13 protein-coding genes are annotated in these 18,373 nt (G+C 74.1%); 3 read left to right on the forward strand and 10 right to left on the reverse strand.

Annotation, left to right across the window (positions count from 1 at the left end; translation table 11 throughout):
• Positions 1–146 precede the first annotated feature (146 nt).
• Positions 147–644: a transcriptional regulator NrdR gene (nrdR, locus tag ACFVYI_RS12025; protein WP_360630038.1), complete on the reverse strand. Its 498-nt coding sequence runs from the start codon at positions 642–644 to the stop codon at positions 147–149.
• Between the two features lie 561 nt (positions 645–1,205).
• On the opposite strand from nrdR, the gene lexA reads away from it, so the two are divergent.
• Positions 1,206–1,868: a transcriptional repressor LexA gene (gene lexA, locus ACFVYI_RS12030; protein WP_224281048.1), complete on the forward strand. Its 663-nt coding sequence runs from the start codon at positions 1,206–1,208 to the stop codon at positions 1,866–1,868.
• Between the two features lie 100 nt (positions 1,869–1,968).
• Here the strand turns inward: lexA and ACFVYI_RS12035 are convergent, their stop codons facing one another.
• The 5 genes from ACFVYI_RS12035 to ACFVYI_RS12055 form a co-directional block, all read right to left on the reverse strand.
• Positions 1,969–4,089: an ATP-dependent DNA helicase gene (locus tag ACFVYI_RS12035; RefSeq protein ID WP_387883831.1), complete on the reverse strand. Its 2,121-nt coding sequence runs from the start codon at positions 4,087–4,089 to the stop codon at positions 1,969–1,971.
• Positions 4,090–4,101: 12 nt separating this feature from the next.
• Positions 4,102–5,925 carry an IucA/IucC family protein gene (locus ACFVYI_RS12040; protein WP_387883834.1) on the reverse strand — a complete coding sequence of 608 codons (1,824 nt, stop codon included), beginning with the start codon at positions 5,923–5,925 and terminating at the stop codon, positions 4,102–4,104.
• Positions 5,903–7,348: a lysine N(6)-hydroxylase/L-ornithine N(5)-oxygenase family protein gene (locus tag ACFVYI_RS12045; RefSeq protein ID WP_387883836.1), complete on the reverse strand. Its 1,446-nt coding sequence runs from the start codon at positions 7,346–7,348 to the stop codon at positions 5,903–5,905. Before ACFVYI_RS12045 ends, ACFVYI_RS12040 begins: the two co-directional genes overlap by 23 nt.
• A 64-nt stretch (positions 7,349–7,412) precedes the next feature.
• Positions 7,413–8,186 carry a GNAT family N-acetyltransferase gene (locus tag ACFVYI_RS12050; protein WP_387883937.1) on the reverse strand — a complete coding sequence of 258 codons (774 nt, stop codon included), beginning with the start codon at positions 8,184–8,186 and terminating at the stop codon, positions 7,413–7,415.
• Complete coding sequence (locus ACFVYI_RS12055) at positions 8,078–9,934, reverse strand: IucA/IucC family protein (RefSeq protein ID WP_387883838.1); 1,857 nt, start codon at positions 9,932–9,934, stop codon at positions 8,078–8,080. Before ACFVYI_RS12055 ends, ACFVYI_RS12050 begins: the two co-directional genes overlap by 109 nt.
• A 354-nt stretch (positions 9,935–10,288) precedes the next feature.
• Between ACFVYI_RS12055 and ACFVYI_RS12060 the strand changes: the two genes are divergently transcribed.
• Both ACFVYI_RS12060 and ACFVYI_RS12065 read left to right on the forward strand, forming a co-directional pair.
• The gene (locus ACFVYI_RS12060; RefSeq protein ID WP_387883841.1) at positions 10,289–11,449 is read left to right on the forward strand and encodes a trypsin-like serine peptidase; all 1,161 of its coding nucleotides are present in this window, start codon (positions 10,289–10,291) and stop codon (positions 11,447–11,449) included.
• A 38-nt stretch (positions 11,450–11,487) separates the two neighbouring features.
• Positions 11,488–12,621 (forward strand): trypsin-like serine peptidase, encoded by a 1,134-nt coding sequence (locus ACFVYI_RS12065; protein ID WP_387883843.1) that lies wholly within the window; start codon positions 11,488–11,490, stop codon positions 12,619–12,621.
• Positions 12,622–12,701: 80 nt separating this feature from the next.
• On the opposite strand, the gene hflX is transcribed toward ACFVYI_RS12065, so the two are convergent.
• The 4 genes from hflX to ACFVYI_RS12085 all read right to left on the reverse strand — a co-directional run bounded on the left by hflX (position 12,702) and on the right by ACFVYI_RS12085 (position 18,369).
• A complete protein-coding gene (gene hflX, locus ACFVYI_RS12070; protein WP_387883845.1) occupies positions 12,702–14,210 on the reverse strand; it encodes a GTPase HflX in 1,509 nt (502 codons plus the stop codon).
• A gap of 150 nt (positions 14,211–14,360) precedes the next feature.
• Positions 14,361–16,724, reverse strand: coding sequence for a RelA/SpoT family protein (locus ACFVYI_RS12075; RefSeq protein WP_387883847.1), 2,364 nt, complete (start codon positions 16,722–16,724; stop codon positions 14,361–14,363).
• A 159-nt stretch (positions 16,725–16,883) separates the two neighbouring features.
• Positions 16,884–17,804, reverse strand: a complete 921-nt coding sequence (dapF, locus tag ACFVYI_RS12080; RefSeq protein ID WP_387883849.1) for a diaminopimelate epimerase — start codon at positions 17,802–17,804, stop codon at positions 16,884–16,886.
• An 85-nt stretch (positions 17,805–17,889) separates the two neighbouring features.
• Positions 17,890–18,369 (reverse strand): hypothetical protein, encoded by a 480-nt coding sequence (locus tag ACFVYI_RS12085; protein WP_387883851.1) that lies wholly within the window; start codon positions 18,367–18,369, stop codon positions 17,890–17,892.
• Positions 18,370–18,373: the final 4 nt, after the last annotated feature.

The following is an 18,373-nucleotide window of genomic DNA, read 5'->3' on the forward strand; positions in this document are numbered from 1 at the left end:
TGTTTCCGCACGGTTTGTAGTGTTCTGTGCACCGTTTCCGGGCACACGTCGGCCCCGGGGGGCCGGTGCGACCGGTGTGGCTGGTGGCCCCGGAGGGCCGGTGTGGCGGGCGGCCCCGCAGGACCGCCGGTGCCGGGCCGGGCCTCCTAGGGCGCGGCGGCGGGGACGGGCACGCAGGCACCGTCCGCCTCGGGGACGGGCCGCTCGGCGCGGAGTTCCGCGATGGCGGCCTCGAAGTCTTCAAGTCCGTCGTACGCCTGGTAGACGCTGGCGAAGCGCAGGAAGGCGACGACGTCGAGCTGCTTGAGCGGTCCGAGTATGGCCAGACCCACGTCGTGGGTGGTGAGCTCGGACTTGCCGGTGGCCCGCACGCACTCCTCGACCTTCTGGCCGAGCTGGGCGAGGGCGTCCTCGGTGACCGGGCGGCCCTGACAGGCCTTGCGGACTCCGGAGATGACCTTCTCCCGGGAGAACGGCTCGGTGACGCCGCTGCGCTTGATGACCATCAGTGCGGCCGTCTCCACCGTGGTGAAGCGGCGGCCGCAGTCCGGGCACTGCCGACGACGGCGGATCGAGCTGCCGTCTTCGGTGGTCCGGCTGTCGACGACGCGGCTGTCGGAGTGCCGGCAGAAGGGGCAGTGCACCTGAAGATCCCTCCCGGGCAGGACGTGCGGACGTGTCGAGTCTATGCGATGAGGACCCGGCACCGCCAAGCCGATCACACGACCGTGACCACTAGTACTGGGCACGGAGAGGACTGTAGCCACTACATGTAGGCCTTCGGGGGAAGCAGCGCCCCTGGCGTGTCGGCGCCGATTAGACTGCCGGAGTCGACTTCGAGTCGAACATTTAATCGATGTACAACAAAGCCTTGATCGAGTCAGCCAACTCCCGAATAATTCACTCGAACGTGTGTTTGGCGCAACCTTTCGATAGGAGGTGCCGTTGGGCTGGAAAAGGGGAGAGGACAGCCGTCGAGAGGGGCCGCCGTGAACACGATCGAAAGCAACACCATCCCGGTGCAGGAACACTCCCAGCTCAAGGTGGGGCAGCGCACCACGAATCAGCAGAGTGTGGACAGCATGGACCGTAGCGAAGAACACCGCCTCTCCGGCCAGGCCATTTCCAACACGAGCCGCGTCCCCGACCAACCGATCGAGCACGCACCCGTGTTGGACGACACCCATCCGGTCCCCGCGCGCTCGATGCCCGGCCGCCCCCCGGGCATCCGGACCGACGAGGCCGGGCTGACCGAGCGCCAGCGGCGGGTGATCGAGGTCATCCGGGACTCGGTCCAGCGCCGCGGCTACCCGCCGTCCATGCGGGAGATCGGCCAGGCCGTCGGCCTGTCCAGCACCTCCTCGGTCGCCCACCAGCTGATGGCCCTGGAGCGCAAGGGCTTCCTGCGCCGGGATCCGCACCGCCCGCGCGCCTACGAGGTCCGCGGTGTCGAGGTGGCCCGCCCCAACACCGCCGAGACGGCCGGGCGGCCGTCCACCTCGTACGTGCCGCTGGTCGGGCGGATCGCCGCCGGCGGGCCGATCCTGGCCGAGCAGACGGTCGAGGACGTCTTCCCGCTGCCGCGCCAGCTGGTCGGCGAGGGCGAACTGTTCGCGCTCACGGTGCGCGGGGACTCGATGATCGAGGCCGCCATCTGCGACGGCGACTGGGTGACCGTCCGCCGCCAGCCGGTCGCCGAGAACGGCGACATCGTGGCCGCGATGATCGACGGCGAGGCCACCGTGAAGCGTCTCAAGCGCGAGGACGGCCGGATCTGGCTGATGCCGCACAACCCGGCGTACGAGCCGATCAACGGCGACAACGCGACCATCCTGGGCAAGGTCGTCGCCGTCCTGCGCCGCCTCTGAGCCGCCCGGTACGGCGCACACCGGGAAGGGGCTCCACCGCGCGGTGCGGGGAGCCCCTCCGGCGCGCCCGGGCGCCGGCCGCCGCAGGGCGGTGGCCGGCTCAGCCCCGCTTGACCACCGGCCGGACCGGCGCCGCCGAGGCGTCGATCGCCGCCAGCGAGCGGCGCACCTGGTTGCGGTCGGTGGTGTACCAGAACTCCGGCATCGAGGAGCGGAAGAAGCTCCCGTACCGCTTGGTCTCCACCCGAGGGTCCAGCACCGCCACCACACCGCGGTCGTCCGCCGCGCGCACCAGCCGGCCCGCGCCCTGCGCCATCAGCAGCGCCGCATGGGTGGCCGCGACGGCCATGAAGCCGTTCCCGCCGCGCTGTTCGACGTCCCGCTGGCGGGCGCTCATCAGCGGGTCGTCCGGGCGCGGGAACGGGACCCGGTCCATCACCACCAGCTGGCAGGCCGAGCCGGGCACGTCCACGCCCTGCCAGAGCGAGAGGGTGCCGAACAGGCAGGTGGTCGCGTCCGAGGCGAACTCGCGGATCAACTCGCCCAGGGTGTCCTCCCCCTGCAGCAGGATCCGGTTGTCCAGCCTCTCCCGCATCGCCTCGGCGGCGGCCTGCGCGCCGCGCATCGAGGAGAACAGGCCGAGCGTCCGCCCGCCGGCCGCGCCGATCAGCTCGGCCAGCTCGTCCAGCATGTCGGGGCGCTCCGGGTCCCGCCCCGGCTCGGCCAGGTGCCGCGCGACGTAGAGGATGCCCTGCTTGGGGTACTTGAACGGCGAGCCGACGTCGATGCCGCGCCAGTGCGGCACCGGGTCCTCGCCGAAGGCGGCCTCGGGGGTGCCCCCCGCGGCTCGCTCGTCCGGCAGCCGGGCCTCCGAGGGCAGGCCCACCGAGGCGGCGACACCGGTGAAGTCCCCGCCGAGCTTCAGCGTGGCCGAGGTGAGCACCACCGAGCGCTCCTTGTAGAGGCCCTCCCGCAGCAGCCCGGACACGCTCAGCGGGGCGACCCGCAGCGAGGCGGTGCCCAGCCCGTACCGGTCGCTGCGCTCGATCCAGACCACGTCGTACTCGGAGTCCGCCAGCAGCCGCTCGGCCGTCTCGTGCAGCGCCTCGGCGGAGGCCATCGCCTGCTTGCGCACGGCGTCCTCGTCGGTGAGCGCCTTGTCCCGCGTCTCGCCGAGCGAGGTGATCACCTGCCGGCTGGCGTCCCGGATCGCGGTGACCGCGTACGCCAGGTACTCGGGCAGCTCCTCGACCCGGCCGGGCTGGGCGGTCTCCATCAGGCCGTGGAAGTTCTCCGCGGCCCCCTGGAGGGCGTCCACCGCCTTCTCGTTGGCCAGCCTGGCGGCGCGCTTCACCGCCCGGTTGACCGCGCCGACGGTCAGCTCCGCGGTGGCCGCGCCGGTGACCCGGTTGACCAGCTCGTGCGCCTCGTCCACGATCAGCAGCCCGTGCTCGGGCAGCACCGGGGCCCCCTCGATGGCGTCGATCGCCAGCATCGCGTGGTTGGTCACCACGACGTCCGCCAGCTTCGCCCGTTCGCGCGCCTTCTCGGCGAAGCACTCCTGCCCGTACGCGCAGCGGGTGGCGCCCAGGCACTCCTTGGAGGTGACCGCGAGCTGGGCCCAGGCCTTGTCGGAGACGCCGGGGCTGAGGTCGTCCCGGTCGCCGGTCTCCGTCTCGTCCGCCCAGTCGCGCAACCGCAGGACGTCCTGGCCGAGCTTTCCGGTGGGGCCGCCGAGGGCGTCCACCGGGTCGAACAGGCCCTCGCCCTCCTCGCTCGGGGTGCCCTCGTTCGCCCGGTGCAGGCAGAGGTAGTTGGAGCGGCCCTTGAGCATCGCGAACAGCGGGCGGCGGCGCAGCACCGGGTGCAGCGCATCCACCGTCCGCGGCAAGTCCCGCTCGACCAGCTGGCGTTGGAGCGCCAGGGTGGCCGTGGCGACCACCACGCGGTCCCCGTGGGCGAGGGCCGGCACCAGGTAGGCGAGGGACTTGCCGGTGCCGGTGCCGGCTTGCACCAGCAGGTGCTCGCCGTGGTCGACGGCGTCGGCGACGGCCTCGGCCATCCGGACCTGGCCGGGGCGCTCGACGCCGCCGACGGCGGCCACGGCAGCGTGCAGCAGCTCGGGGAGCTGGGCCCGCGGGACGGCCTCGACCGCACCGTCGGCGGCCGACTCGTCGGCGTCGTCGTCGGCGGGGAGCTGGGATTCGGAGTCGTTCGTCATGACCCACCCAGCCTACGGGGCGGGGGTGACAATCCGGCCCCGTCGGCCGTGCGGCACCGCGGTCCCCGGGGCGCCCAGCACATTGGCGACGGTGCCGTGCCGGGCCGCGTGCGGGCGGTGCGGGCGGTCCCCGTAGCCGTCGAGCAGCAGCCGGTTCCGGTTGAGACAGAGCCGGTCGATCCGCGGGCGGAACAGGTCGAAGAGCTCGAACCGCTCGCGCAGCTCGGGGAAGCGCTCCTGGTAGCGGAGGATCTCGGCCCGCAGCAGCGCCCAGAACTCGGCCTCCGGCAGCCCGGTCTGCGCCTCCAGCAGCGGGGCCAGGTAGCGGTAGACGCCGATGAACAGGCCGGAGTGGAGGAACTGGCAGAGGCCCTGCGGGTCCTCCCGCAGCAGCACCTCGGCCACCTCGGCGGGCAGGTCGCGCAGCTCGGGCAGCTCCTGGTCGCTGAGGTTGACGTCGTCGACGAAGTCCTTGACCGCGAGCCGGGCCGGGGCCTCCCGCCCGTCGAAGACCACGATGGCGTTCTCGCCGTGCGGGGAGAAGACCAGGCCGTACCGGTAGAGGAAGTGCAGCAGCGGAGGCAGCATCGCGGCGAACAGCCGGGCCGTCCACGCGGCGGGGGTGAGGCCCGAGCGGGCGATCAGCTCGGCGGCCAGCGCACGCCCGTCGGAGCCGGTCTGCAGCAGCGCCGCCAGGGTGCGGGCGCGCTCGCCGCCCTCCAGACAGGGGCCGAGCGGCTCGCGCCAGATCGCGCCCAGCAGCTCCTTGTACTGGTAGGGCGCCTCCGGCAGCTCGCGGTAGAGCGGGTGGTCGACGGTGACCGAGGCGATCTCGCCGAGCAGGACGACGCGGCACTCGTCCCGCAGGAACGGATCGGCCTGCCGGAGCCCGTGGATCCAGGCGGTCACCGCGGGCGCGGCCAGCGTGCGCTCGGTCGGCAGGCCGCGCCAGACCAGGGTGTTGAGGATGGCGAGCGGCAGTTTGACGGTGCAGCGGTCGGGCCGGCTCCGGTTGAAGAAGGACCGGATGGACTGCTGCGGCAGCCGCAGGTCGCCGTCGGTGGGCAGCGGGACGATCTCGCCGCTCGCGATCCACGGGGCGAACAGCGGGACGACGGTCTCGTCCCACTGCCAGGGGTGCACCGGCAGCAGCAGGTAGTCGTCCGCGTCCGGGCCGAGGGCGGCGCGCAGGGCGCCGGGGTCGTCGAGTTCGCGCGCGTACAACTGCTCGGGATCGGCGAGGGCGGGGACGCCGCGGTACTGCGCCAGCCGGCGGTGGACGGCGATCCAGGGCAGCGGCAGCGGGGTGCGAGCCTCCGGGGCCCAGCGGGCGGCGTCGGTGGCGGAGAAGCCGAGCCGGCCCTTGTTGGGGACGATCCAGGGGTGGCCGCTCTGCCGGCCCTCCAGCTCGGGGTGGTCGAGGTCGGCGAGCTCGGCGGCGGTGAGCGCGGTGGCGAGCTGGTGGGCGTCGGAGATCAGCGTGGCGGTGAGCTCGCGGATCAGGTGGCCGGTGGTGTCGCCGCGCAGGCCGAGGGCGTGCCGGGCGTACGGGAGGAACCGCAGCGGGTCCAGGCCGTCCGCCCGCGAGCAGCACACCGAGTCCGGGACGACCTGCCAGCTGCCGTAAGCGCCGCGGCCGGCGGTGAACCGGTACTCGGCCTCGGGCAGTCGGAGCAGGTAGCGGCCTGGCCCGTCGGGGACGGGGGTGATCAGCTCCTCGTAGGCGAACTCGCCCAGCATCTTGGCCAGCAGCGCGCGGCCGGCCCGCTGCCAGTGCCCGGCGGTGAGCTGCGGGGGCAGGTACAGCGGGGGTTCAGCGGCCGGCGGTTGCGGCACGGGTCCACTCCTGGGGTCGCGGAACGGCGGGGACGTCCGCGGTGGCGGCGACGTCGCCCATGGCGGGGGCGGTGGGGGCGGCGGGACCGACGGGGGTGGCGGCCGCGCCGGGTGGTGCGAAGCCGGTCCACGCGGTGCGTTCGGGCAGCCGGTGGACGGTCCGGCCGGCGACGGCGTTGAGGATCACGGCGGCCCGGTGGGCGCCGAGCCCCAGATCGGGGGTGCCGACGCCATGGGTGTGCAGCTCGGCGTTCTGCACGTACAGCCCGCCGGCGAGGTCGGGGAGCGTCGCGACCCGGTGGTCGAGGTCGATCCGGTAGCGCCCGGCCGCGTCCCAGTCGATCAGGTGGGCGAGCGGATCCAGTGCGGCCGGGCGGGCGGCGCGGTAGCCGGTGGCGAGCACCACGGCGTCGGTGCGCAGCACGTGCTCGGCGCCGGAGTCGGTGTGCCGGCAGCGGAGTTCGAGGCCGCCGCACGGGCCCGGCCGGGCGTCGGTGACGGCGGTGCCGGGGGTGATCTCGACGGGGGCGTCGTCGATCGGCCGGCCGATGGTCCGCTCGTACAGGTGGTCGTGGATCTGGGCGAGCGTCTCGGCGCTGGCGGCCTTGTGCAGCTGCCACTGGGCCTCGACCAGGGTGTCCCGGACCGGCCCGGGCAGACCGTGGAAGTAGCGGGTGTAGTCGGGTGTGAAGTGCTCCAGCCCGAGCTTGGAGTACTCCATCGGCGCGAGCGCCCTGGTCCGGGTGAGCCAGCGCAGCCGGACCCCCTCCCCCGCGCGCCGCAGCAGGTCGAGGAAGACCTCCGCGCCGGACTGCCCGCTGCCGACGACGGTGATGTCGCGGGCGTCGTCCAGGGCGTCCCGGCGGTCCAGGTAGTCGGCGGAGTGGAAGGCCCGGGGGTGGCCGTCGAGGGCGGTGAAGGCCCCGGGCAGGACCGGCCGGGTGCCGACGCCGAGCGCGAGGTTGCGGGCGTGCACCTCGGTGCGCCGGCCGGTGGCGGTGTCGCGCAGTTCGACCCGGTAGAGCGTGCCGTCCCGGTGCAGCGCGGTCACCTCGGTGCCGAAGCGGCAGTTGTCGAGCCGCTCGGCGGCCCAGCGGCAGTAGTGGTCGTACTCGCGGCGGGGCAGCTGGAAGCGCTCGGCGAAGTAGAACGGGAAGAGCCGGTCCTGCTCGCGCAGGTAGTTGAGGAAGGACCAGCGGTTGGTCGGGTCGACCAGGGAGACCAGGTCGGCGAGGAACGGCACCTGCATCCGGGCCCCGTCGACCAGCATCCCGGGGTGCCAGCGGAACTCCGGGCGCTGGTCGCAGAAGAGCGTGCGCAGGCCCGGGACGGGCTCGGCGAGTGCGGCGAGCGAGAGGTTGAACGGGCCGATGCCGACGCCGAGCAGGTCGTACGGCGCGGGTCGGGCTGCTGGGGTGTCCATGGGGTCGGAGGTGTCCTCGGCGGGGTCGGTCGCGGGCGGGCGGGGTACGGGCGGGCGGGCTCGGTCAGGCGGTGGCCGGTCGTGGTCGGGTGGCGGGGCCCGGGCCGACGAACCGCCGGTCGGGGCTGAGGTCAGGGCGGCGGTCGGGGTGCCGGTCGCGGTCGCGGACCATCAGCGCCGCCCGCTTGTCGGGCAGGTCGAGTTCGGCGACCCGGGAGAACCCGGCCCGCTCGAAGGCCCGGACCGACCGCACGTTCCGGACGTCGGGTTCGGCGACCACCCGCCCGCAGCGCGGCCGCACCCGCAGGATGCGGTCGGCCAGCGCGGCGAGCAGGGTGGCACCCAGGCCGCGCCCCCGGCTGTCGGCGGGGCCGAGCAGCAGGTGGACGCCGGTGTCATGGGGCCGGGCGGGGTAGTGCGCGGCGAGCGGGTCGAGGTCGGCGCGGTAGATCTCCCAGTAGCTCATCGCCGTGCCGTCCAGCAGCCCCAGACAGGGCAGGCTGCGGCCGTCGCCGTCGAGCTGGGCACGCACGTGCCGTTCGGTGGTGGCCGGCGGCCCGGCGAGCTCCCAGAAGGCGGCGGTCTCGGGGTCGTTCATCCACCCGGCGAGCAGCTCCAGGTCGGCGGGCAGCCGGACGGGGCGGAGCCGGAACTCACCGGCGCCGGTGGGCATCGCGCCCCACCCGGGCACCCCGTCGGGACGGCCGCCGGGACCGCTCGCGGGGGAGGTCACGCGCCGGCCACCGGGTTCGGGATGTCGACGTAGACGGACTGCGTGGCCACCGGCCCGACCAGTTCGTCCAGGCCGTTGATCCGGGTCAGCAGGTTGGCCTTGCAGGGCAGCGTGGCGGCGTCCAGCAGGAGCCCGGGCAGCGCGGAGCCGGTGGCTGCGGCGCGCGGTCCGGACAGGAAGCCGCGCAGGGCGGCCAGCAGCACCGACTCGTCGGCCAGCCGCTGCGAGCCGAAGGCGCCGATCAGGCCGAGGACGTGGTTGATGCCGAGGTAGTAGGCGAAGTGGTGGTCGATCACCTCGTCGGCGAGGAACGTGTCGCTGCGGGAACCGAGCCCGGGCAGCCGGGTGGTGAGCCGGTCGGCGGCGCTCTGCCGGTAGTAGAAGCCCTGGTTGTCGCGGTAGCGGCCGCCCTGCGGCCAGCCGTCGGCGTCGAGCAGGACGAGACTGTTCTGCTGGTGCGCCTCCAGCGCGATGCCGGCCCGGCCGTCCAGCCAGAGGACGGGCAGGACGACGGCGTCCAGATAGCGCAGGAACCATTCAGCGGCCACGGTGGGCAGCGGTCGGCCACAGCGCGCGGCGAGCGCGCGCAGGGTGTCGCCGAGCCGCGACGGCACGGTGTCGCCGGTGCCGAGCGGCTGTTCGGCGACCAGCCCGGCCACGCAGAGGGCGCGGTCGCCGGGGGCGAAGGGCTGGGCGCGCAGCACGGTGTCCAGGCCGCCCGGGTCGCCTAGCGCGGGGTGGTCGACCCCGATCCAGGCCGGATCGCGGACGATGTCGAAGCCGGGGTGGGCGGCCCGCCACTCGGCGGCCAGGCCGCTCTCCAGCAGGCGGTGCATCTCCAGACCGCGGTGGAGCTCCTTGCGGAGGTTCTCCCGGCGGGAGTTGGTGATCCGCAGGCCGAGCGAGAGCTTCAGCATCCAGGGTGTGCCGGGCCGGTAGACGGTGCGCACCGAGGAGGTCGGGTACCAGGATTCGCCGGCCGGGCCGAGGTCGCGCAGCCGCCCGTCGGCGAGCAGTTCGGCGACGGCCGGGCGCAACGCGAGCTCGCGGGCCTGCCAGGGGTGCAGCGGCAGGGCGGCCGTACCGGGCGGCAACAGGGACCGGTCGCCGAGGAGTTGGGCGGTGATCCGGTCGGCGCTCTCGGTCACGGCCGAGCCGGCCGCGAGCAGGTCGCGGTCGACGGCGTACCAGTGGAGCCGGAAGGAGCCGTGGAGTTCCGGGGAGTACGCGGCGCTCTGCGCGGGTCCGAGGCCGTCGCGGCTCTTGGGGGTGGGGTGCAGCGGGTGGCCGAGCAGCAGGGACTGTTCGGCGGCGAGGAAGTGCGAGCCCTCCGGCCCGCCGGGGGCGGCGGCGGTGCGGCGGTGGGCGAGGATGTCGGCGGTGCGGACCACCGAGTCGGCGACCCGGGCGGCGAGGTCGGCGACCTGGCCGGGGTCGGGCCGGACGGCGGCCGCGGCGGCGAGCAGGGCGGCGGCGGTGACGGCGTCCACCGGGGCGGCGCCGCCGTCCTCGCCGACCGCGAGGGCGGCCGGGCCGAAGCGGTGCCAGCCGGCCGGCGACCAGTAGCGGACCGGTGCCAGCAGGTGGGCGGCGGCGCCCAGAACGGCGATCCGCAGCCGCCCGTCCGCCCCGGGAACGGCCCCGGTCTCCCGGGCCCAGCAGCGCAACAGGGCCTCCAGGGCGGCCTGTTCGGCGGCGACGGCCGGGTCCGGGTGGAGCAGCGGGTCGGGCCGGCCCGGGCGGACCGCGGCAGGCCGGCCCGGGGCGGGCTGGACCGCCGCCGGGGCGGGCTGGGCCGGGGCGGGCTGGCGCATCGGGGCTTCGGGCGGGGCTCCGGTGAGGGCGGTGCTCAAGGCTGCTCCTTGGGGCGCGTGGGGTGCGGACGCGCGCTGGTGGTGGAGAGGGTGTGGCGGGCGCTCGCACCGTCGCGTCAGGTAAGGGTTACCTATCCCTGACGGGTGATCACAAGAGCTGCTCACTCGTCCGGGTGAAGAGCGGTGATAGTTCAACACTCAGGAGGGAGGACCTGCCGTGCCAACGAGACGGCCGGGCGTTCGTCACAGATCGGTGACCTCCGGCCGGCATCGCAACCCGGGGGTCGGCAAGTGCCGTCCTGATGGCCAGTGGGAGACTCCAAGGCGGCCGGCCGCCGCCGCCAGGACCATCAGGGGGAAGCGAACACCATGCCATCGATCCACCGGTCAGCCATGGCCGCGGCCCTTGCCGCCGGAACACTGCTCGCCGTGACCGCCTGCGGGCCGGACGGCCCCTCCGGCGGGGGAACCGCCGCACCGCCGCCGGCCTCGGCGGGCGGCACCGCCACCGGCACCAGTACCGGCGGCGGCGTGATCGGCGGCCTCACCCTGCCCTCGGGCATCCCGACCAGCCTGCTGGAGGGCCTGCCGAAGAACTGGGACGACCTGAAGAAGTGGAAGTTCGAGGACTGGGACAAGTGGGCCTCCCAGCACGTCTTCAACAACCCGATCGTGAAGGACTTCTGGAACCCGGACAAGATGGGCGACTCCAAGCCCGCCGACCCGGCCCCGCCCACCGCGAAGCCGACCGGCGACGCCGGGGTCACCGACCCGGAACCGGCGCCGGTCAAGGCCACGCCGGTGGCCCGCCCGTACACCAAGCAGCCGTCCGGCAAGGTGTTCTTCAGCGCCGACGGCGGCCGCGGCAACTGCTCGGCCACCGTGATCGCCGACCCGGCGCACCCCGGTAAGAGCAACCTGGTCTGGACGGCCGGGCACTGCGTCCACCCGGGCAAGGGCGGCGCGTTCTACAAGGACCTCGTCTTCGTTCCCGCGTACAACAACTCCGGTGCCTCCAGCGGCGGCAAGAAGGCCCCGCTCGCCGAGCTGGCACCGCTGGGCACCTGGTGGGCCAAGGACGTGGTGACCTCCCCGCAGTGGACGGTCGAGGGCGGCGGCACCGGTGACGCCGCCAGCCAGTACGACTTCGCCGTCATGCGGGTGCAGAACCAGAACGACACCGGCAAGTCGCTGGAGGAGGCGATCGGCGGCGCCGTCCCGGTCTGGTTCGACGCCCCGCGCGACCAGATCTCCGCCTCGGCCTGGGGTTACCCGCTCTACAAGCCCTTCGACGGGCAGGAGTTGTACAAGTGCGACGGCGGCAGGCCCGCCCGGCTCTCCTTCGACCCCAAGCGCCCGGCGATGCTCACCATCGGCTGCACCATGACCCAGGGCTCCAGCGGCGGAGGCTGGTTCGCCCCGATGCCGGACGGCAGGCTCGCGCTGGTCAGCAACACCTCCATCGGCACCCAGGACCACACCTCGCTGAGCGGCCCGTACCTGGAGACGGTCGCCAAGCAGGCCCTGGACTACATCTCCAGGAAGCAGAAGTAGCCGACACCGCGACGAAGACCACACGGGGACCGATCACCATGCCGAAGACCAGGGGCCGCGTCGCGTCGGCGGCCGCCGCACTCGCCGCACTCTCGCTCGCCGCGACCGCCTGCGGACCGGACGTCGCGGGCAGCACCGACGCCGCGACCACCCCGGCCGTGACCTCCACGACCGCCTCCGGCAAACCGGGCGCCGGGCTGCCCGGCAGCCTGCAGGAACTCGCCGGCTGGAAGCTCGACGACTGGGCGAGGTTCGTCAGCGAGAACGCCTTCACCAACGAGGTCGTCCAGGGCTTCTGGTCGATCGCCAAGATGGAGAACGCCAAGGGCCGGGCCACCCCGGAGTACTCGCACAAGACGGCGGGCAGCACGGTCCAGCGGGACGACCCGCCGGCGGCCATCGCGGCCAGGCCGCAGCAGCACCCGTACAGCCCGGCGACGGCGGTGGTCGGCAAGATCTTCATGTCCACGCCGGAGGGCGACTCGATGTGCTCGGGCACCGTGGTCTCCGACCCGGCCAACCCGGGCCGGAGCAACCTCGTCTACACCGCCGCGCACTGCCTGCACGACGGCAAGGGCGGCTCCTGGCTGAAGAACATCGTGTTCGTCCCCGGCTACAACCGCGACGGCCAGGCCAGCCGGGGCAAGCAGTACACCGAGCAGCAGGTGTCCCCGTACGGGCGGTGGACGGCGGTGCGCGCCCTGGTCTCGCCGACCTGGGTGAAGGAGACCGGTGTCGGCCCCAACTCCCAGTTCGACTACGGGATCATCCGGGTCCGCAACGAGAACGGCTCCGGCAAGTCCCTGGAGGAGACGGTCGGCAGCGCCGTCCCGATCTGGTTCAACGCCCCGCGCGAGCAGATCACCTCGGCCTTCTCCTACGGCTACCCGGCCGAGCGGCCGTTCGACGGCATGGAGCTCAACCACTGCGACTCCACCATCCGGCCGGTCAAGCTCTCCTTCGACCCGGCCCGCCCGCCGATGTACGTGATCGGCTGCACCATGACCGGCGGGTCCAGCGGCGGCGGCTGGTTCATCACCAAGGACGGCAAGCCGAACCTGATCAGCGTCAACTCGATCGGCAACCGCAACCCGTCCGAGTACATGGCCGGCCCCTCGCTGCAGGACCAGGCGAAGCAGGCCTTCGACTACTTCTCGAAGAACGCCAAGTAGCGCCCGCCGGGAACCCCGGCAACGCCGACGGGCCCCGGCCCTCCCTTCGCGGGAGGGCCGGGGCCCGTCGTCTGCCGGTCTCAGGCCTGCGAGCTCAGCGCCACCGTGTAGCGCTCCAGCTCGGCGGCCAGCTCGGCCGGCACCTTGGCGTGCAGCAGGGTGCCCTCGGCGGTGTGCTCGGTGGAGAGCAGCTCGCCCTCGGCGTGCACCCGGGAGACCAGGCCGCCCTGGGTGTACGGGACCAGCACCTGCACCTCGATCGCCGGGCGCGGCAGCTCGTCGTCGACGAGCTTCAGCAGCTCCTCGATGCCCAGGCCGCTGCGGGCCGACACCACGATGGCGTGCGGCTCGCGGCGCAGCAGGCGCTGCAGCACGATCGGGTCGGCGGCGTCGGCCTTGTTGATCACCACGATCTCCGGCACGTTCTGTGCGTCGACCGAGACGATCACCTCGCGGACCGCGGCCAGCTGCGTCTCCGGCTCGGGGTGCGAGCCGTCCACCACGTGCAGGATGAGGTCCGCGTCGGCGACCTCCTCCATGGTCGAGCGGAACGCCTCGACCAGGTGGTGCGGCAGGTGCCGGACGAAGCCGACGGTGTCGGCCAGGGTGTAGAGCCGGCCGCTCGGGGTCTGCGCCCGGCGCACCGTCGGGTCGAGGGTGGCGAACAGCGAGTTCTCCACCAGCACGCCCGCGCCGGTGAGCCGGTTGAGCAGCGAGGACTTGCCGGCGTTGGTGTAGCCGGCGATGGCCACGGACGGCACCTGGTGGCGCTTGCGCTCCTGGCGCTTGGTGTCGCGGCCCTTCTTCATGTCGGCGATCTCCCGGCGGAGCTTCGCCATCTTCTCGCGGATCCGGCGCCGGTCGGTCTCGATCTTCGTCTCACCGGGACCACGGGTGGCCATGCCGCCGCCGGACGAGCCGGAGCCACCACCACCCATCTGCCGGGAGAGCGACTGACCCCAGCCCCGCAGTCGCGGCAGCATGTACTGCATCTGCGCGAGCGAGACCTGCGCCTTGCCCTCCCGGGACTTGGCGTGCTGGGCGAAGATGTCCAGGATCAGGGCCGTCCGGTCGACGACCTTGACCTTGACCACGTCCTCCAGGTGGATCAGCTGGCCCGGGGTGAGCTCGCCGTCGCAGACCACGGTGTCGGCGCCGGTCGCCGCGACGATGTCGCGCAGCTCCTTGGCCTTGCCGGAGCCGATGTAGGTGGCCGCGTCGGGCTTGTCCCGGCGCTGGATGACACCGTCCAGCACCTCGGAACCGGCGGTCTCGGCGAGCGCGGCGAGCTCGGCCAACGAGTTCTCCGCCTCCTCGACGGTGCCGTCGGTCCAGACACCGACCAGCACCACGCGCTCCAGACGGAGCTGGCGGTACTCGACCTCGGTGACGTCCTGGAGTTCGGTGGAGAGGCCGGCGACACGGCGCAGGGCGGCTCGCTCGCTGCGGTCGTACTGGTCGCCGTCGTAGTGGCGGTCGAGGTCCTCGTCGATGGCCGCGAGGTCCTCGTCCATGAGGGCTTCCGCCCGTAGACCGTCGAAGCGGCGCGGGGCGTCGGCGTGGTCGCGGGTGTCTGACGTGGAGGTCATTCTGTCCTTTGGCTGCAGGAGTGGGACGGCCTGTGGGCGCGACCGTACGCGACGGTCACACCCGGAGTCTGCCCAGCTGCCGCCCCGTCTACCGCTCGGGCGAAATGTGAGCTACCCCTATGGCCACGGAGCCCACCGGGACTCTTGTGTTCAGTGTCCGGTGAACGCCGCGGACCGGCCGTGAATTCCCCATGATGTTCGCACGCCGGGCGCGGACGGGTCATCCCCATTTCCCGGGGCGGGCGCCGGGGCGGGCGCGGTGCCCGGTCCCGGAGCGGGCGCGCCGGCGGGGTCCGCGTCCGCCGCCGGGCCGGGCGCCGCGGCCGGGGTGCGGGCGCCGCCGCCCGCCGGGGCGTGCGGCCGGCTCACGTCGTACACCCCGGAGACCCGCAGCATCGCCCGCAGCACAGCGGGCAGCGCACCCGGCTCGGGCAGCTCGACGGTGTAGGTGTGCCGGACCCGCAGCTCCTGCGGCGGCTCCACCTCCGCCGAGACGATCCCGACACCCTCCCCCGAGATCGCCGCGGTGAGGTCCGCCAGCAGCCGGGGCCGGTTGAGCGCCTCGGCCCGCAGGGTGGCCCGGTAGCCGGACGGCGGCGCGCCGCCGGGCAGCCAGTGGATCTCCGGCGTGCCGCGCCCGTCCGCCCGCATCCGCTCCCCCGCCGGACAGCCGGTGCGGTGCACGGCGACCGCGCCGCCGCGGATCGCGAAGCCGCTGACCTCGTCCGGCGGCACCGGGGTGCAGCAGCGGGCCAGCCGGACCGGCGCCCCGGGCCGGCCGACCACCGTGACCGGGGCGGCGCCGCGCTCGGCGGTCCGGTGCGCGGGCGGCGCCGGCTGGCCGGCCGAGGGCCCGGTGCGGACCACCGGGACGCGCGGCGGCTGGTCGGCCAGCCACCGCTCGATGGCCAGCCGGGCGGCCGGGGTACGGGCGTGCGCCAGCCACTCGGGCGCCGGGCCGGACGGACGGGCGGCCGGGTCGCCCTGCTCGGTGAGGATGGCCACCCGGTCGCCGTCCTGGAGGACGGTGGAGAGCGCGGTGAGCCGGCCGTTGACCCGGGCGCCGATACATCGGTGGCCGGTCTCCTCGCCGAGCAGGTAGGCGGCGTCGACGCAGCTGGCGCCCGCCCGCAGCTGAAGCGTTTCGCCTCCCTCGGTGACGACGGTGATCTCGCGGTCCCCGGCGAGGTCGGCGGTCAGCGCGGACCAGAAGGCGTCCGGATCGGGCGTCTCCTGCTGCCACTCCAGCAGCCGGCTGAGCCAGCCGGGCCGGGCCGGGTCGGTGCGGTCCAGCTCGTCCGCCCCCTGGTCGCCGCCGGGCTGGCGGGGATCGCCCAGGGCCACCACCCCGGTCTCGGCGACCTCGTGCATCCGCCGGGTGCGGACCAGCACCTCGACCACCTCGCCGCCCTCCAGCGCCACCGCGGTGTGCAACGACTGGTAGAGGTTGAACTTGGGGGCGGCCACGAAGTCCTTGAACTCGCCGGGCAGCGGGGTCCAGCAGGTGTGCAGCTCGCCGAGCACGGCGTAGCAGTCCGCGTTCTCCTCGACCACCACCAGCAGCCGGCCGAAGTCGGCGGGCTGGGGCCCCTGCGGCCGCCCGTCCGGGCCCGCTGCGGCGTCCCGCTTGAGCAGGACCCGGTGCAGCGAGACGCAGTGCCGCGGCCGGACGCTGACCTCGGCGGCCACTCCGGCCTCGGCGAGCTGGCGGGCCAGCGCGCCGGCGAACGGTGCGAGCAGCGCGTCCGGGTGGTCCTCGCGGCCGGCCAGCTGCGCCCTCGTCCGGGCGTACTCCTCCGGGTGCAGGGTCGCGAAGACGATGTCCTCCAGCTCGGCCTTGAGCACCTGGATGCCCAGCCGCTCGGCCAGCGGGATCAGTACGTCGCGGGTGACCTTGGCGATCCGGATCCGGCTGGCCGGCTTCATGTGCCGGATGGTGCGCATGTTGTGCAGCCGGTCGGCGAGCTTGATGACCATCACCCGGACGTCGTCCCCGGTGGCGACCAGCATCTTGCGGAAGGTCTCCGCCTCGGCCGCCGCGCCGAAGTCGACCTTCTCCAGCTTCGTCACCCCGTCGACCAGATAGGCGACTTCGGGCCCGAAGCCGGCACTCACCTGGTCCAGCGTCAACTCGGTGTCCTCCACGGTGTCGTGAAGGAGCGAGGCGACCAATGTGGTCGTCCCGGCGCCGAGTTGGGCCAGGATCACGGTGACGGCCAGCGGGTGGGTGATGTACGGTTCGCCGCTCTTGCGCTTCTGCCCGCGGTGGCTGGCCTCGGCGAGCCGGTAGGCCCGGCCGAGCAGGCCGAGGTCGGCCTGCGGATGGTGGCGGCGGTGGGCCTGCACCAGCGGTTCGAGCGCGTCGGGCACCGGCGTGCGGCCGGTGGCCAGCAGGGCGGCGCGGCCGGCCCGGCCGAGTGCGGCCCGGCCGAGGCCCCCCAGGGGCCGCTTGGGCCCGGCCTGCCGTGCGGACGTCGGCTGCCCCGCCAGGGGCTGCCCGGCTTCGATGGTCATCGGCACCTCCGGCAGCGGTCACCGGGAGCATTGGCCGACCCGGTGGTCCATGCTACCGAGCAGAGCACGTTCCGCGACGCCCTGCTCCCCGTCCGTCATCGGGATCACCCGAACGGGGGGATTCGCAGCCGTACGAAATGGGCAAACCGGCCGCGCCTGTTACTGGTGGGCGGTGGCGAGCCACCGCGGGTCGAGCTCCCCGCGGGCCACGATGACCGCCGGGCCGGTCTTCTCCACCCGGCCGTCCGGGTGCTCGGTGATCATCAGCCGGCCCCCCAGCACGTCCACGGTGTAGGTGACGGCCTCGCCGGTGACGGCCGGGTCGACGCCGTCCCGGCGGGCGGCGGCCACCGCGACGGCGCAGGCGCCGGTGCCGCAGGAGCGGGTCTCGCCCGAGCCGCGCTCGTGCACCCGCATCGCGACGTGCCGCGGCCCGCGGTCCACCACGAACTCGACGTTGACGCCCTCCGAGTAGACGCCCGCGGGGCTGGTGAGCGGCGCGCTCAGCAGGTCGCCGGCCTGGTCGAGGCCGTCCACGAAGGCCACCGCGTGCGGGTTGCCCATGTTCACGTTGCGGGCCGGCCAGCGCCGCTCGCCGACCGCCACCTCGATCCCGTCCGGACCGGGCAGCACCGCGCGTCCCATGTCCACGGTCACCAGGCCGGGCGTGCCGTCCTCGGCGTCCTCGGCCACCCGCACCCGTCGCACCCCGGCCCGGGTCGCCACCGCGAGCTCACCGCGCTCGGCGAGCCCGGCCTCGACCAGGTAGCGGGCGAAGACCCGCACGCCGTTGCCGCACATCTCGCCGATCGAGCCGTCGGAGTTGCGGTAGTCCATGAACCACTCGGCCCGGTCGGCCTGGTCGGCCGCGACCGGGTCGGCGGCCGAGCGCACCACGCGCAGCAGCCCGTCACCGCCGATGCCGGCCCGGCGGTCGCAGAGCGCGGCGACGGCCTCGGGGCCGATCGTCAGCAGGCCGTCCGGGTCGGGCACGATGACGAAGTCGTTCTGGGTGCCGTGCCCCTTCAGGAAGGGCACGCCGACGGGGGTCACGGGGGATTCGCTCACCCTGCCGATCATACTGAGCGGGCCCGCGCCGCGGCGCCGCGGACCAGCCGGCGGACGCACTCCCCGCAGGGGCGGCCGGACGGCCGGCGCCGAGCGATCAGCGCAGGTGGACGACCCGCCACAGCGCGAGCGCGCAGGCGGCCAGTGCGACCAGGGTGTAGATCACGATCGCCTTCCAGCCGGCCCGGCGGCCGGAGCCGCGGCGCGGCAGGCCCGGCCACTTGTAGCCGGCGTGCCGGGCGGCCATCGCGCCCCAGCCGACCGAGGCCGCGGTGAGCAGCAGGCCGAGCATGCCGACCATCGCGGAGCCGGCCCCGGCCGAGCCGAAGGCGAGCGGGAAGGCGAACATCAGCGAGCCGGCGGTGGCCAGCAGCGCGATCGGCAGGGTCTGCCACCAACGGAGCCGGCGGCGCGGTCGGATCTCCCGCTCGTGCACCGCACCGGCCGGGGCGCTGGTGTCCAGGCCCGGCAGCGCGAGGGCGTAGGAGGTGGGGCCGTCGAGGCCGGGCAGCACGGGCAGGTCCGCCAGGGCCGAGGCGTCGGGGCCGTCGGCCTGGGCGGTGACCCCGCCACTCATCGGT

Origin of the sequence: Kitasatospora sp. NPDC058218 (assembly GCF_042882445.1) — a bacterium.
Lineage (GTDB): Bacteria > Actinomycetota > Actinomycetes > Streptomycetales > Streptomycetaceae > Kitasatospora.